Annotated in this window: 8 protein-coding genes and 1 riboswitch; of the genes, 2 read left to right on the plus strand and 6 right to left on the minus strand. The window is 68.4% G+C overall.

What is annotated here, in order from left to right; translation table 11 throughout:
* Positions 1 to 202 precede the first annotated feature (202 nt).
* Positions 203 to 348, plus strand: a riboswitch (cyclic di-AMP (ydaO/yuaA leader).
* Positions 349 to 359: 11 nt separating this feature from the next.
* Positions 360 to 1,502, plus strand: a complete 1,143-nt coding sequence (locus ACZ55A_RS31505) for a M23 family metallopeptidase (RefSeq protein WP_468847270.1) — start codon at positions 360 to 362, stop codon at positions 1,500 to 1,502.
* Between the two features lie 210 nt (positions 1,503 to 1,712).
* Entirely contained in the window at positions 1,713 to 2,678 is a 966-nt protein-coding gene (locus tag ACZ55A_RS31510) for an aldo/keto reductase (protein ID WP_468847273.1), read from the plus strand.
* A gap of 64 nt (positions 2,679 to 2,742) precedes the next feature.
* Here the strand turns inward: ACZ55A_RS31510 and ACZ55A_RS31515 are convergent, their stop codons facing one another.
* From ACZ55A_RS31515 to ACZ55A_RS31540, 6 genes are read right to left on the minus strand one after another with little or no spacing between them, the layout of a single operon-like run.
* Positions 2,743 to 3,045, minus strand: coding sequence for a hypothetical protein (locus ACZ55A_RS31515; protein WP_468847276.1), 303 nt, complete (start codon positions 3,043 to 3,045; stop codon positions 2,743 to 2,745).
* A 24-nt stretch (positions 3,046 to 3,069) separates the two neighbouring features.
* Positions 3,070 to 3,600 carry a very short patch repair endonuclease gene (locus tag ACZ55A_RS31520; RefSeq protein WP_468847279.1) on the minus strand — a complete coding sequence of 177 codons (531 nt, stop codon included), beginning with the start codon at positions 3,598 to 3,600 and terminating at the stop codon, positions 3,070 to 3,072.
* 24 nt (positions 3,601 to 3,624) lie between these two features.
* Positions 3,625 to 5,487, minus strand: coding sequence for a DrmB family protein (gene drmB / locus ACZ55A_RS31525; protein ID WP_468847281.1), 1,863 nt, complete (start codon positions 5,485 to 5,487; stop codon positions 3,625 to 3,627).
* Between the two features lies 1 nt (position 5,488).
* Complete coding sequence (locus tag ACZ55A_RS31530) at positions 5,489 to 8,746, minus strand: helicase-related protein (RefSeq protein WP_468847284.1); 3,258 nt, start codon at positions 8,744 to 8,746, stop codon at positions 5,489 to 5,491.
* Positions 8,747 to 8,748: 2 nt separating this feature from the next.
* Positions 8,749 to 10,653 (minus strand): UvrD-helicase domain-containing protein, encoded by a 1,905-nt coding sequence (locus ACZ55A_RS31535; RefSeq protein WP_468847286.1) that lies wholly within the window; start codon positions 10,651 to 10,653, stop codon positions 8,749 to 8,751.
* Positions 10,650 to 15,395, minus strand: a complete 4,746-nt coding sequence (locus ACZ55A_RS31540; RefSeq protein WP_468847288.1) for a sacsin N-terminal ATP-binding-like domain-containing protein — start codon at positions 15,393 to 15,395, stop codon at positions 10,650 to 10,652. The genes ACZ55A_RS31535 and ACZ55A_RS31540 overlap by 4 nt, the downstream gene beginning before the upstream one ends.
* Positions 15,396 to 15,896: the final 501 nt, after the last annotated feature.

A 15,896-nucleotide genomic window follows, 5' to 3' on the forward strand; every position in this document is an offset into this window, starting at 1 on the left:
TTGAGCGGTCAACTCGCCCGTTTTGTGGTCATGGTGGCGGAAAAATTCCACACCCTTGTTGTGCGCGGCGCATAAGGATTCCCGGGAAGGCTTGGAAAATGGCCACGACCTCTATTACTGTCCGATAACGCAGCGCGGTCGTCCCAGCCGTCGCAAGTGGCGGCACCGCGCGCCGACGCCGAATCCCGTACGCGCTTTTCACGCACCTCCAGCACCTCGAACTGCACCAAGGGAACCGGGGAACCACCACCTTGGGGTGAATCGGACGCCTCCGCCAGAGGGTGCCCGTAGGAGACCTTCCTGCTCCGAACCCGTCAGCTAACCCGGTAGGCGAGAAGGAAGGAAAGGAGTGCGCCCCCGTGGCGTCCAACAGGCCTGCCCCCGAGGCTCCGTCCGCGTACGAACTCGACGACCGAGGAGCCTTCCAGGGCCACGGTTACGCGGGCGGTGGTGCGGACATCGACAGCGACGGCCCGTGGGAGGAGTGGAACCCCACCGAGGACTCCGTCCGGCCCGTACGCGGTAAGCACCGGGTGGCCAGGCAGCGCGGCGGCGGCTTCGCCCGCGGCGGCACGGTGCTGGGCGTCGGCGTCATCGCGGCGGTCGGCGCGGGCGGTATGGCCACCGCCGAGGATCGCCCGCCGGTCCCCATCTCGATGCCGGACATCGGCGGGATGGCCCACGACCTCTCCGAGAACCTGCCGGACGCCTCCTCGCTGCCCGGCGTCGGCGATCTCATATCCGACGGCGGTTCCGACGCGCAGGCGGGCGCGGACTCCGCCGTCGAGGCCTCGGGCGCCGGCGGGTCCGGACCGCTCACCCAGGCCGTCCAGACGGGCGGCTCCGGTACGGGTACGAACGCCGGCGAGGCGCTGCGCAGCCGCATCCTCCAGCAGGCCGACGCCCAGCAGGGCGCCGCCGAGGAGGAGGCCCGCGAGGCCGCGGAGAGCGCCGCCCTCAAGCGGGCCGCCACGGACGCGTCCGAAGCCCAGAAGACCGCCGAGCAGGCCGCGGCCGCCAAGAAGGCGGCGGAGCTGGAGGCCAAGCGGAAGGCCGAGGAGGAGGCCCGCCGGAAGGCGGAGGCCGAACGCCTCGCCCAACTGGCGAAGAGCTTCATCACCCCGGTGTCCTCCTACACGCTCACCGCCAGCTTCGGCCAGGCCGGCGACCGCTGGGCCGCCGACCACACCGGACAGGACTTCGCCGCACCGACCGGCACGCCCGTCAAGGCGGTGCACTCCGGCACCATCACCCAGGCCGGCTGGGCCGGTTCGTACGGCTACCGCATCGTCCTCACCCTCGACGACGGCACCGAACTCTGGTTCTGCCATCTGTCCTCGATGGTGAAGACCTCCGGCAAGGTCAACACCGGCGACGTCATCGGCCGCGTCGGCGCCACCGGCAACGTCACCGGCCCGCACCTCCACCTGGAGGTCCGCCCGGACGCCGGCGACCCGATCGACCCGATGCCGTGGCTGCGCGAGCACGGCGTCAACGTCTGAGGCGTCCGAGGACGACGGCGGCGGTCGTCGGGGGAGCCGGGTTGTTCCCAGGGGCATGAACGCCCTTGGGAACAACGGGAATCCCGCCGGAGGCGCTGGAGGGCCCGGAGGCCTTGGCGGCCCTGGAGGCCCGGGGAATCCCTACCGATGCACCGGACACCTCCGGAACCACCGGGAATAACTCCCCTCCCCCCAACGCTGCACCTACGCATGACCGCGACACACTCCTCCCACCCCCCTCGTCACCGCCGGCCCCTCGGCTCGCTCTCCGTCTCGCCGCTCTGCCTCGGGGGCAACGTCTTCGGCTGGACGGCCGACGAAGCCGAGTCCTTCGCCGTGCTCGATGCGTACGTGGCGGGCGGCGGCAACTTCATCGACACCGCCGACGTCTACTCGGCCTGGGTGCCGGGCAACGAGGGCGGCGAATCCGAGACCCTCATCGGCAACTGGCTGGCCGCCCGCGGCAATCGCTCCGACGTCGTCATCGCCACCAAGGTCGGCGCCCACCCCGACCACAAGGGCCTGCGCGCCGCCACCATCAAGTCCGCGGTCGACGCCTCCCTCACCCGCCTCCGCACGGACTACATCGACCTCTACTACACCCACTACGACGACGAATCGGTCGAGATCGCGGAGTTTCTGACCGCCCTCGACGACCTCGTCAAGGCCGGCAAGGTCCGCGAGATCGCCGCCTCCAACATCTCCGCGCGGCGCCTGGAGGAGTCCCTGGCCTTCTCCGACCGCGAGGGCCTGGCCCGCTACGTCGCCCTCCAGCCGCACTACAACCTGGTCTCCCGCGACACCTACGAGGGCGAACTCGCCGATGTCGCCGCCCGCCACGGCGTCGCCGCGGTCCCGTACTACGCACTCGCCTCCGGCTTCCTGACCGGCAAGTACCGCCCGGACAGCACGGTCGACAGCGCCCGCTCGGAGAAGGCCGCCAAGCACCTGGCCACCGACCGCGGACGCCGCGTCCTCCAGGCGCTCGACACGGTCGCCACCGCCCACGAGGCCGAGCCCGCCACCGTCGCCCTCGCCTGGCTGGCCGCGCAGCCCACCGTCGCCGCCCCCATCGCCAGCGCCCGCACACTGGACCAGCTCCCGGCCCTCCTGGCCCTCACCGAGCTGACCCTCACGGAGCCCGAACTCAACCTCCTGACCGAGGCGTCGGCCTGACACAGCAGAGGGCGGTCGCGCACACCACTCCGCGACCGCCCTCCGCAACTCACCGCCCGACCCGCTACGCCTTCCGGTCGGCCAGGGCCCACGACGCCAGCGCCACCCCACCCGCCACCGCGAACACCGAAGGCCAGGCCCCGATCTTCTTCGCCAACGGGTGCGACCCCACAAACGCCGCCACATACGCCCCGCTCAAGGCCGCCGCCGTCTTCGCCCCTGCCTTCTCCTGCCACCCCTTGGCCGCCACGGCCCCCGCCGCCGCAAGCGCCACCCCACCCAACGGCCTCTTCTTGGTCCAGCGAGCTACGCCGTAACCGCCGAGCAGCCCACTCGCCGCCACCACACTTGTCGGTACGCCGGCCATCACGGGAACCTCCTCCTGCCGCACTTATCGTTCGGTCTTTTCGACCCTACTTGCGGGCTTGGGCTTCTCGGCCGCCGCTCCTGATCTCCGTGCCAGGTCACGGTGACGCGGACCGAGAGTGACGGTGGGCCGTTGCCGGGCCGTTCGTACCGCTCGGGCCACTTGCTCGGCCACATTCTCCGGGGCCTCGTGCTCCCAGAAACGCAGGACCGTCCAGCCCGCCGATTCGAGGTGGGCGTTGGTTTCGGCATCGCGGGCGACGTTGCCGTCGAGTTTCGCGCGCCACCACTGCGCATTGGCTCTGGGGCTGGTGGCGTGCTGAGGGCATCCGTGCCAGAAACAGCCGTCGACGAACACGGCGATCCGTGGGCCGGGGAAGGCGATGTCGATCGTACGCCGAGCCATCCCCGGCACGCGGTGTTGCAGGCGGTAGCGCAGGCCGTCGGCGTACAGCAGCCGTCGAACAGCCAGCTCCGGCTCGGTGTCCCGTCTGCCCTGTCGACTCATGCGCGAGGAGACGCCGGCCGAGGACGGGAAGACAGGTGGGCGTGTCATGAGCCCAGGATGGCCCATCAGCGATCAGGAGAAGAAGCCGATCACTTTCTCGTTGGGGGTACCCACGAGGAGGGCTCGGTCGAGGAACGTGTTGTTCATCTCGCAACTTGTTTCCGGGAGGAGTATGCACGCGTGACAAGCGGCAAGGTTGAGACCGTGCGCGCCGGAGGATTCGGATTCCATGCACAGCGGGTCCGCCGAGCACCACGAGATCCGGTTGAGTGCCGACTGCAAGGACTCCGCCAGGCGGCTCGGATCGCCCTGGGCGACGATGCCGCCGAGACTGCCCGCCGAATCGCTGGTGGCTGTGTAGAGGAGGACACCTGCCATCTCGTCGTTGACGTAGAGACGCTCACGGAGGGCGGAGGCGGGGTAGCCGCAATCCAGGCTCCACTCATTGATCAAGGCGTGGGCGAGGGTGTGGAGGAGGACGAAGCGAGCCGTCACGGGCGACCGGGTCGGAGCCGCCCCACCCTCGGCTCGTTCACGCAGCCGGCGCTCGTGGTTGCGGCGCAGGACGTCTGTACGTGCGGCGGGGGTATCGGTGCCGTCGAGAGCTTCCCAGGCGGCCAGCTTCTCGTGGTCGAGGGTGAGGAAGACGCCCTCGCCCATGACCTCGATCGCGGGCAGCCAGTCGATGTCCTCGCTCAAGGCGGGTGCGACCGCCCGCTGCCGATCGGCCTCCGTGGGCATGAGTGGTTCGATGCGGGTGAAACTCTGCAGAGCCCGGACCTCGCGCAGACGCTTCACGAGCATGGTGCGCTCGACACCGGGCACCTCCGTTCCCACCGATGTTCCGCCGCGCGGCTCGACGCAGACGAAGTGCTCGTTCTCCGGTGCCTCCTCCGTGACCGTGCACAGCTGCCGGTACTCCTCACGGCGGAGGGCGGAGGCTGCCTCGAAGCCTGTGGTCCCCTCGGCGTCCTCGATGCCTTCCGTTGCTGCGTCCTCCAACGCCCGCACGGCCTTGACCACCTCCTCGACGGTGTAGCGCCCCCCGTCCAGCCATCCCTCGTCCTCGGCGAACTCGCGGATCCGCTCCTCGCTCTTGCCGACCAAGTGGCGCTGTTTGCGCTCCACGAGCTGGATCAGCTTGTTGTGCCACGGAGGGATGGAGAGCGCAGATGCCACTGTGGGGAACCAGGCGGCGGAGGAGCCACGCTGTAGCACCCGCAATAGGCTGCTGCAGTTGTCCTCACGGGCATCCCGGCCGAACCAGGGCCGCCCTCCGCCGCAGGCGATCCCCAAGGCAGCCATGGCATCCCGGCTGAACGCCCCTTCCAGCGAACCGCTCTCGCCGCAGCCGCATTCGATCACGATGCCCTGCAGGCTCGCCGTGCGCCCCTCGCTGCGCAGCTTCAGCTCGGCGGCGCGCGGGTCGCACCGATGGCGCGACCTGCGCTCCTCGCTGCGGCGGGAGTGCAGCCAGCGCCAGTACGGAAACTCGTCCAGGTGCCCGTGAGGGCAGGCGACGATGAAGCGGGAGGGCGTGAGAGGGGCCTTGCAGTCGCCGCAGGTGTTGTCGGTGCGGCTGTTACCGAAGTCGCGGAAGGGCTTCAGCGCATGGCAGGCCGGACAGACGTACGTCTCCGGGAAGCGACGCACCTTTACACCGTTGCCCGTGGGGGCAGGGGCGGCGGGGGGCAGGCGGAAGCCGTTCACGCCGAGGCGCTGCTGGAGGCGCGGCTCGTAGATCGCGTCCTCGTCCCGTACCCCCCAAGTGTCAAGGCCGCTGACGACGTACGACTGATCGCCGATGGCAATCAGCGAGCCCACGCCGTACGTGGTGATCTGTTGGGCGCGGCGGACCGAGCCGAGCGGGGTGCTGCGCGCGTTGCCGCGACGGGCAGCGGTACCGGTGTTGCCGGCCGAGGAGCGGCGTGCCATGTCACTTCTCCAGGTAGAGGTCGGACTCGACATCGACGTCACGGAGGCTCCACAGCGTGTCGTGGGCGTCCAGCAGGTCGAGGTCGGAGTGGGTGCGAAGCAGTGCGGTGTCGGGGTCGCGGTCCGGGTTCGGGCTGAAGGTGAAGGGCGCTTCGTAGACGAGCTTGTTGTTGTCGTCGGCAAGCCGGAGCCAGTGGTCGATGAAGGCCTGCAGTTGCGCGTCGGTGGCCTCGGCCTCGTCCTTCGCAATGGCCCGGACGCGGATCACCAGCTCCTCACGGAGACGGTGCAGTTCCCCGACGAAGGTCGCGACCTGTGCGGCGGCGGAGTTGGGGCGGGCGAGAGGCAACGTCAGTCGGGCCAGACCCACGAAGACCGCGTGCAGCGCGCGGTCGCGGGCGCGCGCGGAGTACGGCGTGACGCTGGACGACTCCACCTGCTTGTAGAGGGCCGAGTGATAGGCGACGAAGTCCTCGTAGTGGGAGAGGTCGCGGGAACGGGTGGCGTTGAAGAGGGTGACCACCAGACCCGGGTGCTTGCGGCCGACGCGGCTGGTCGCCTGGATGTATTCGGCGGTGGTCTGGGGCTGCCCCATCACGGCCATCAGCCCCAGACGGTCGACGTCGACGCCGACCGAGATCATGTTGGTGGCGAGCACGACGTCCTGTGCGGATCCGGAGGCGAGGGTCCGTTCGAGGGCGTCGAGCCGGCCCCTGATCTCGCTGGAAGGCACCCGGCTCGTCAGCTCGCCCGGTAGCACGTTGCGAGGCGTCTCACAGGTGTCCCGTTCGGCATGAGTCTTAAGCCGCTCGTTGACGTCGGCGTGTACCTGCAGATCGGCGGCGGCGAGCAGCCGAAGGCTGTTGAAGTATCCGATCAGCGTCCAGTAGGCGTCGCGCACCGATTCGTCGCCCTCGATCTGCCGGCCGTGGTGCAGCAGCGAGGCGTATGCACGGATCAGCAGGCCGGCCTGGGAGATGCCCGGGGCAAGCAGGCCGACATAACGACGGGATGCCTTCCGCTCGGCCGGTGCCTGTACCGCGAACCAGGAGTCCCGCGAATCGAGGCCGGCCGGCGGGAACTGGGCAACCTCTCGATCGAAAAGGGCCTTCCCCTGCTGCTGCGCCCGGCGGATGGTGGCCGTCGATGCGATGATCTTCGGCTTCTCGCAGGCCAGGTCGATCGCGGCCTCGTACAGCCCCGCGAGTGTGCCGAGAGGCCCGGAGATGAGGTGCAACTCGTCCTGCACGACGAGCTCGGGCGGAGGCGTGCCGTGCGGGCCGGTGCTCCGGTTGAACAGCGCCGCCGTGTCCTCCCGCCAGGCCACCCGGGCGAACTTGTCGGCGGTGGCGATGACCAGGGTGGGGCGCACCCGGTACAGCTCGGTGTCCACCACGTGCACCGGCAGCCCCGCCCGGTAGGGGCAGGCACCGTCGGGGCAATTGATCGCCATGTGCCCGCGGTCCAGATCGACCGTGTAGTCCTTTACCTGCAGATCGGTACCGCACCACGGGCAGGCGCTGAGCTGGACCGGGTTCTGCTCCTGCAGAGTCCCGCCGTTCTGCAACTTGCGCAGGGCTGTTTTTGCGTCGTCAAGGGTGTTGGGGGTGGCTGCCTTGCCCACCCACATGCCGATGGAGATCGGCTCACGACCCAGGCGGTCGGGATCCTCGGCGCGGAGCCGATCCATGGCACACATCAACCGGGCGGCGCGCTCGAACTGCTGAAGTGTGAGCAGCCTGAGGGTGTAGCGCATCAGCACCGTGACACCCGCCCCGGCCGCGCCGTTCCCGAGCTCGTGGTGGCGCAGTCGACGATGGAAGACGGTGAAAGCGATCAGACCGAGGTACGCCTCGGTCTTGCCACCACCGGTCGGGAACCACAACAGATCGACCGTGCCGCGGTCCTTGTGCCCAGGATTCACGATGCCGTTCAGGCAGAGCAGCAGGAAGCCGATCTGGAACGGGCGCCAGGTGCCCTGCGGCCGGGGCTCACCCGTCCGACCGTCCTTGATCCACAGACTGCGGCCGAGCTGCAGGGCCATGACCTCGTTCGCCTTCTGGAAGGCTTCCAAGGCCCGTTTGTTGATCAACCCGTGGCCTGTGAGCAACTCGACGCCCGCTGCCATTCGCTCTTGCGCCTCTCGGCAGAGTTTCAGTTGCTCCTGAGCCAGACGCAGGTACTCGGTGTCGCCGTACGGTCCGCCGCGCAGGCCCTCGATGTCGGCCTCACGCGCGACGATCCACCGTCCGTAGGCATCGATCAGCTCCCGCAGAGAGGCCGCGACCTTGTCCGGAGGGGCATCGGCCAGGCTCTGCATGCCGAGGTGGCGGACGTCGATGTCCGGGTTGGAGTCCGTGAGCATGACCTCGTACGTCGGCACGGCCTCGGTCCAGATCGAGGAGACTCCGGCGGGCGCGTTCCCGGCGTCGGTACCACTGGGTGCGGGAGGCGTCCAGGACCAGTCGGCCGCGCAGCCGTGGCCGGTGGCGAAGACAGGGGCATGGCGGTGGAGCAGTCGATTCAGTCGGACCTCGTCGTCCAGACCGCCCTCCGCCGGGCGTTCCACCAACGCGGGTGCCCCGTCAGGGACATCGACCCGCAGGCCGATCTGGAAGAAGCAGTGAGTGTCCTTGATGTCCCGCGCTCCTACGCGGTGTGTGTTCACCAGGGTCGCGGTGACGGCCACCGAGCCCCTGGACCCGCTCGGCCTCCGTACCCGTATACGCAGCTCCAGGCCGTCGGCCAATGGGATCGGGGCCTGGTCGAGCAGGGTGACGTCGACGACCGCGGTCGGCAGTTCGAGCGGGCGACGCCGCCAACGCAAGTCCTGAGTCCCGGTGCTTCGGCGTTCGGCACGCTGTGGCACGGTCGGCCGTCCCTGGCGGTCCACCGGGTCGTACACGGCCGCGGCGGCGCTGATCAGCACGGTGTGGCTACGTGAAGGGTCCACAGCGAAGGTGACGCCCGTGGCGGACGGGCGCGGAATGTTCGCCAGACTTATGCCGATGTCCGGGGTCTCGTCCAGGGCGAGCGTCGAGTCGGCGTCGTCGTGGTCCAGCTCGCCCGCCTCCTCTCGGGCGAGCTCCTCCTCGGTGCGTGGGAAGAGGATGCCGGTGGCATACGCGGTGAGGGGCCAGTCGTCCAACTCCTCGGTGGAGTCCGCCCGGACGCCGGTCGGGCCGAGCAGGTCGGCCTTGAGCCGGTCCACGAGTTCGGCACGGAAGCGGTAGTGCTCCTTGTGATCGGGCATCGTCATCCTCAGTCCTTGTCCGTACGGTCGTACTGGAAGTGCCCGAGGCCGATCGGGCGGGGGGCAAGCCACACTCCGAGGTCGCCGAGACCGGCGTGCCGGCCGGCCGTACGTTCCCCGGCGACGGTCTCGATCACTTCGACACGCAGGCCCGTGATGCGGCGCGGCCAGTTCCGGGGCCGGTAGGTGTGCGATTGCTGCAGGTGGCGGTAGAGGTCACGACGGAGTGCTTCCGAGGCGACGCCGATCTCCCTCGGTCCGTGGCACAGCGCGTAGCCGGGGCCGATCCGGTCGTCGTTGCTCTCGGGCACCCCGTCGAGTCGTACCAGCTCAACCGGATCACCGGGGGCCACGTCCTCTCGGAGGTACTTCTGCAGCGCGGGGGCGTCGCCCTTGCACTGATGGGTGCCGGCCGGGTGTCCGCCGTGTATGTCGCCTCCGAGGATCTCCATTCCCGGACGTTTCCAGTGCTGATAGCCGAAGCGGGCCCAGCGACGTGTCCGCTTGTCCTTGCGTACCGCCCGGAACCCGCTGCGTTCGGCCCTGGCCTCCTCGGGCGGTTCGAGGCGGTAGAGCTCCTCGCGAGGGCGGGTCATGGCCACGTACAGCGCGCGGGCGCGGTCGCCCGCATCGACGCCGAGGGTGGCATCGAGCGGGCCGGGGTCGACCACCAGGACTCGGTCGAACTCAAGTCCCTTGGACCGGTGGAAGGTGGAGATGACCAGTGAGTGTGGGCGTTGCGCGGTCAGCTCGTCGGGCAGCCTGCCGGTGGCGAGCGCGTCGCGTAGCCGGCAGAGATCCACGGACCGCCCCGCTCGGTCTCCTGCGCAGGCAAGCATCAGGCGCCACATGCGCTCGCGGTCCAACTCCTCGTCGGCACCCGACAGGAACGGATGAAGATCGTCGAAATGCTGCCGGGTGAGGGCCAAAGCCCCGTACCTGGCATGAACGAGGTCGTTCAACCAGGCAGGGGCGGCCCGGTCCTCCGCGGCGCGGCGCAGTTGGTGCGGGATGTCGACACCGTGCAACCACTCGGAGATCAGCAGCGCCTCGCCGTTCGTCCGGCAGAGTACGGCCGTGGTGATGCCGGTATCGAGCAACGAATCCCGGATGAACGAAAGGGTGATGTCGCCGAAGTCCATCCGGGCTGCCAGCTCGGTTCGCAGTTCCTCGTGGAGTCGATCCGCGTCCTCGAACGTCGCGCATTGTCGGGCCGCAGCTGCGAAGCGCAGCGCCGACCGGGCCTCGTCCGTACGGACACGGAAGTTCTGGGTGAGCGACAGCTCGACGAGGTGGTCCACGAAGGTGTTGCGCAGCCAGTCGAAGAAGCGATTGGTCTCGAGTTCCCGTGCCTCCGGGTCGGCGACCTGAAAGCCGTAGATGGCCTGTGCCGGGTCGCCGACGATCGTGAATCCACAGTCGTAGGACTCCAGGAGGACTTCCACCAACTCGCGACGGTCACCCACGAGGTCCTGCACCTCGTCGATCACGATGTGGCGAAGTTCGCCGAGCCACTCAGGGGCGGACTGCTCGTCGACGATCACTTCCGTGGCCTCGCGGATCCGCTCGTCGAAAGAGCGGGAATGCCAATCGACGTCTCCCGCGACCTCGGTGAGGATTTCCAGGGCCCAGGAATCGAAGGTCGACACACGCACATGACGGGAGCGGCCCCCATGCAGCGACAGCCGTTGCCGCAGTTCTCGGACGGCCGCACGGGAAAAGGTCAGGACCAGAATGTCGCCGGTCGCCAGCCCCTCGTCGGAGACGAGGGCCTCGATACGGCGGATCAGGGTATGTGTCTTGCCTGCGCCCGCACCGGCGGTGACCAACAGAGGTGTATCGGCAGGCCGATCCACGACCGCGCGCTGCTCCTCCGTTAGCGGTGGGTTGCCCTCGTTCGGGCCGGCGCTCATCCGTTCCCCTCCCACAGGTACTCGAACTCGGTGTAGGCCAGTTCCCGGCCGAAGTGCCGGATATTGTCGCGGACGTTGAGGATCAGACAGCTGTCCTTGCCGCCGTTGAGCGGACCGCGCAGACCACGGCCGATCATCTGGACGTAGGTGTTCGGGCTGAAGGTGGGGCGCGCCACGACGACCGCCCGCACAGCAGGGGCATCGAAGCCCTGGGTGAGCACGCTGTAGTTGGTCAGCACCTGGATCCTGCCGGCCCGGAATGCCTCGATGCGGCGGTTCCGCACACCTGCCGGGGTCTTGGCGTCGACCGAGGCCGCGGTGATGCCGCTTTCGTTGAGGAGCGCGGCCAGTACCTGGCCATGTTCGACCGAGGTGGCGAAGACCAGGACGGGCCAGTCCTGTGGCAGCCGTTCGATCTCCTCGATGATGCGCTTCGTACGGCCCACGTCGCGCGCCATGCGTGCGGTCACGGCGGCAGGCAGCTTCATGTTGTTGCTGTTCGTGACCTCTGCGATCTGCTCGTCGCTGAGGGTGTAGCTACCTCCGACGAGCTCCCGCTGTTCCACCTGCGAGAGAACGCCGAGCTCCTGGAGGTGTGGGTACGGGTCGCCGCCCTGGAAGACGCCGTGGTCCAACCGCTTGCCCCCGAACCGGGCGGCCAGCCTCCGGGTCTCTTCCTCGCTGCTGCCGCGGAACGCTGTGGCGGTCAGCCCGACGAGGTGGCGCGCGGTCCGGTGCTGGTCGATGCCGAGGGCGTCCAGGATCTTGGTGTACGTCTTGGGCACGGCGAAGTGCGCCTCGTCGACGATGACCAGGGCGGCTTCGCGCAGCCATGCGTACGGCTCGGTGCCGAGATGGCCCGAGAGAGTGGCATCGATGGCCACCACGACCTGCGGGCCGGACGTCGCCGGTTCCGCCGCCATGCCACCCCACATCCGACTGATCCGAAGGTTCTGGTCGGTTCCGGACCGTGACCAGACGAACTTCCACGTCTCGATGGCCTGCTCACACAGCTCCACGCTCTGTGCGATCCACAGGATCGGTCCCTGGAGGACACCGTCGGCAAGAGCCTGGACTGTGGCCTCGACAGCGATGCGGGTCTTGCCCGCACCGGTCGGGATCTGCAGCATGGCCCGCTTGTCCTCGTCCTGCAGCAGGTGCTGGTACATGTGGGAGACCAATCGCATCTGGTACTGGTGGAGGGGCAGCGGCCTGCGAGGGCCCGCTATGGTCTCGAACGGCTGCGGGGACTGGCTCGCCTCCTGATCCCCGGCCCAGTCGGACGGGAAGCCGTACGTTTTTACGAAGTTGCGCGCCGCGTATCCGCCTGTCCATGTCCTCGGTGCGTCGAAACCGGCCTTCACCAGAGCGGGGGCGAGAGCCCGAAGCACCTCCTCGCCATGTGTGGCGATCACCAGTTGGGCGATCCGCTGCTCGTCCGGGGCCTCGCCGTTCAACTCCTCGTCGGCCAGAAGCAGACCGGGAGGCAGTTCCTCACGAAGCCTTTCTACGCCGAGCGCGAGCAGTAGTTTGCGGGCCACGTTCAGTTCCTGACGTACTTTCAGGAAAAGCTCGCCCTCCCGGTCCTTCTGCTGCTGCGCGAGCAGTCCGCGGCAACCTGCATCCCCCAGTCTCAGCCCAAGCACCCGATCGACGGCGCAAAGGATCTCCAGCTCGTCGTCCGGGCCGCACAGCAGCACGGTGTCGCCGTTGCGCGCCTCGGTGAGAGGCTCTTCCCGCTTGCCCTCCGGTGTGCGGATGACCTTCGCGAGGTGGGAGCAGTGCGACAGCTGCCAGCTCGTCCCACGGGGAAGACGCTGCCGCAGTCTCGGGTAGAGGTCCGTGAGCTGGGCAGGGTTCCCCAGCGTGACCGCGTCCAGCTCCTCCTGAAGGAGTTCGGACGGGGCCCGAAGCGGCCATTCCAGAATCATGCGTCCTGCGTCCTCGGCGGTGGGCACCAGCATCGCCGGTACGGCCTCGCGCTGCAGAATGCGGTACTGCTCGGGATCGGCGGTGACCGCGATGTCTTCGTCGTCCCGGGTGGTCCATTCCTCGCCGACCTGGCAGCGGGTGAGGGCGTCCTCGGGCCACGGGATGTCGTCGACATCGAAACGGGTCAACAGGGCGTAGGCGCTGCCGACGAACTCGGCGTCCTCGCTTTCGAGGACGCGTTGGAAGAGCTCCCCCCACAGACTGTCGGGCACGGAGCCGAGGTCCGCCGTGAGACGCAGTGCCTGGGCCGCCTCCGTGTCGATGGTCGCCACCGGCAGCAGCCTGGGATCCACCTTCGCGGCTGGACTGAGGCAGGACTTCGGGGAGCGGTCTCCGAGCGTCGTCGGCACTACACCCTTCTGCCGAATCAGCCAAACGATTGGGGAGGGGATCTGCTGCTGACCGTTGCGGTTGGAGCCGGCCTGCAGGGTCCAGTTCTGCACCAAGCCGTGCCGCGGCAGGTGTTTGAGGAACGCGGCGCGGCCTTCCTGCGAGAGCCGGGGGAGCAGGTGCAGCGGGCCGGCAGGGTTGGCGCCGTCCACCAGCAATGTCTTTGGGGCGGGGCGGCGGGCGCTGCTCGAAAGCCCCCGGTAATAGGCACTCCGAGCCTTCTCCACGTACTCCTCGAACCAGTCGTCCCCCCTTGGGTCGCAGCCTTCGACGGGCCGGTCGACGGCGCCGAGCTCGCGCAACACCTGCGTGTCCGGGCGGTGGAACTCGGGGTCGATGAGCAGCTCGGGGTCCCGGCTGCCGTCGGACGGAACCACCGGCCCGGCGAGAAAGGCGTCGCGGAGGGGACGGAAGGCCCCGTCGGCGGTGCGGATTCGAAGAGCACGGGAGGGATCCTGGATCTTCGACCGGATCGCCACGACGGCCCGGCCGGGACCTGCCTGCCGCAGCAGCTTCCAGAAGTCCTCCCACTCGGTGCGGCCGTAACGACCGAAGCCGAGATCCAACACCGCCTTGAAGCGCCCTTCGGCGTCCGCCTCCGGGATGCCCAGTACCTCCAGCGCACGCCGGGCTTCATCGTCGGCGACGACGTCGGGATGGACGTACCTCATGTCGTCCCGAAGCCCGTGGCCGCCGACAGAGCTGCGACGGTAGATGCGACCACGGGCGCGCGCGGGAGCCACAAGATCACCGCTCTCGGTGAGCAGTACGCGAGCGTCGGCCGCCTGGGCGGCCCGGTCGAAGTGGACGCTCTCCATGTCCGCGAGGATCCGCAGCGCGAGTGCGGAGGAAGCGGGGGTACCATCCGCCACCAGAGCCTCGAGCCAGTCGGTGACAGACGCGGGGCGCACATCCGCCAGCCCCATGATGTCGCGCACCCGGGAACGTCGCTCCCGACTCTCGACGGAGTGGTGGCACCAATCGACCGGACGCCCGGGGTGCTGCGACCACAGCTCCAACCACTTCTCCCGGAGCTCCTCCGGGTGCAGTCGAAGCTCTCCGGGACTGCGCAACGTGGCGCGCTGGTCGGGCAGTGAGGGGAGGTGTGCCGCGACCTCCAACACCTTCTTGCTGAGCATCTCGTCGCCCCACTGGGATGCCTCGCGCCCGCGGGCGGTCAGCAGGGTCAGGTGCGCCCCCGGGTCGTCGGCCGCCATCAGGCGAGGCAGCGCCGTGACAATCAACTTTGCAGCTGTCTCGACGAGTTCGGCGTTGAAGTCGCTCTTGGTGAGGTTCTGTCGGTCCTCCGGGGTCTTCCAGGGCGCGTTGAGTATTCCGGTCAACGTCGTGTCGTAGTGGGTGGGGAAGAAGGCCCAGAAACTCCCGCGCTTCTTCCGAGCCTCGACCTTCTCGCCCGGAACCGCCCAAGAGAGCCGAATGCTCGAGCGTTCATGCAACTCGCCCGCCGTTTCCTGGGCTTTGAGGGAGGGTGTGTGGTCGACGTGGAAGACGTCCCACCGCTCGTTGCGTACCGGCCGTCCGTTGCTCTCCTCGTAGACACGGTGGCGGGTGTGTACGAGCGTGTGGTCGCCTTCCGCCACGCCTCGATGATCGGCGTGCTGCGTCGCCTGCCGCAACACGCGCACCAGCTTGCGGCCCTCGCGACGGTCCTCCAGCTCAACCGAGTCCATGTGGGGCGAGAACAACATGAAGTGTGCAGGGAAGTTGCGCAGGTCCTGCCCCAGGCGGTGTGTCACACCTTCGTGCAGCGGTAGCACGACCGTGGTGCTCGCCCACTTCATCAGCTCGTCGAGTACGGGGTCCGTCGCACGGTCGCCCGGCAGGTCCAAGGGCTGGGCCATGCGCAGAACGGGAGTTTCGTCGAACTCGGTGAGGCCGGGCACGACCTCCCGGATGCGCTTGGCGGACCAGCTCTTGTCGAAGCCGAAGCAGCCCGACCTGCTGTAGAAGCGCGGGGTATCGGAGATGCTCAGCACCGACTTCACGCCGACGCCGAAGCGTCCGATCTGACCACCGCGCTTGCGGGACACGGCCATGCGCAGGATGGTGTCCGCGCCAAGGGCGGACATGGCTTCACCGGTGTTGGCGCAGTAGAGGCGGGTGTCGGTGAGCAGGACGTGGATGCGGCCGCCCTCTCCCGCCTCCTGGTTTTCGTCGGCGCCGTTCTGCACCAACTCGTAGATCTGCCGCTCGCCGTATCCGCCCTGGGTGATGCGCCGTTCGTTGTTCGCGTGCTCTTGAACGTGACCGGGGTCGGCCCGGTACACGTCCAGGATGCGGCGGGACTGTTGGAGGACCGTTCCGATGACGTCAGCGGCATCGGAAATGGGGCTGTTCATGGTGTGAAGGGCTCCCTGGGCTGGGCGGTCACGTCAGACAGAGCAGGGCAACGGATGAAGCGGACGTCCCCCGAAGAAGACGTTAGGACCTACCACTGACAACGCGCCGCCGGACCCGAGAACCTCGGTCGTGAGAGCGGGGGTTGGGGCACCCTCGGCAGGGTTGAGGGGGTGAGACGGGCTGCAAGGAGAGGGGTACACGTCCACGGACACATGGACATACTTCGCCCCTGAACCGGCCCGCATATCGAACAGATGGCCGATTGTGACTCCGGGACGCTATCGGCGATCAAGGGAAGGCGCAAGGGGATTCGACAGGGGCGCGCAATCGCACGAGTGCCCCCCATAGAGGAATGGAGCGGACGGTTCGGCAAATGAAATTGTCCCTGACTCGTGGTGTCAAATGGCCTGTACTCTGGGGGTGTTGAGGCAACGAGGGAGGCCCGGTGGACACGAACGACGAGAGCGCCGAGAGCTTCGGTACATGGCTGTCACGGCAGT

The sequence above is a fragment of the Streptomyces sp. NPDC034111 genome (genome assembly GCF_055575375.1).

Bases quoted from the DNA above. Each gene is read 5' to 3' on its own strand.
- ACZ55A_RS31510 (WP_468847273.1), top strand. From the start codon at position 1,713: ATGACCGCGACACACTCCTCCCACCCCCCTCGTCACCGCCGGCCCCTC.
- ACZ55A_RS31515 (WP_468847276.1), bottom strand. From the start codon at position 3,045: ATGGCCGGCGTACCGACAAGTGTGGTGGCGGCGAGTGGGCTGCTCGGC.
- ACZ55A_RS31520 (WP_468847279.1), bottom strand. From the start codon at position 3,600: ATGACACGCCCACCTGTCTTCCCGTCCTCGGCCGGCGTCTCCTCGCGC.
- drmB (WP_468847281.1), bottom strand. From the start codon at position 5,487: ATGGCACGCCGCTCCTCGGCCGGCAACACCGGTACCGCTGCCCGTCGC.
- ACZ55A_RS31530 (WP_468847284.1), bottom strand. From the start codon at position 8,746: ATGACGATGCCCGATCACAAGGAGCACTACCGCTTCCGTGCCGAACTC.
- ACZ55A_RS31535 (WP_468847286.1), bottom strand. From the start codon at position 10,653: ATGAGCGCCGGCCCGAACGAGGGCAACCCACCGCTAACGGAGGAGCAG.
- ACZ55A_RS31540 (WP_468847288.1), bottom strand. From the start codon at position 15,395: ATGAACAGCCCCATTTCCGATGCCGCTGACGTCATCGGAACGGTCCTC.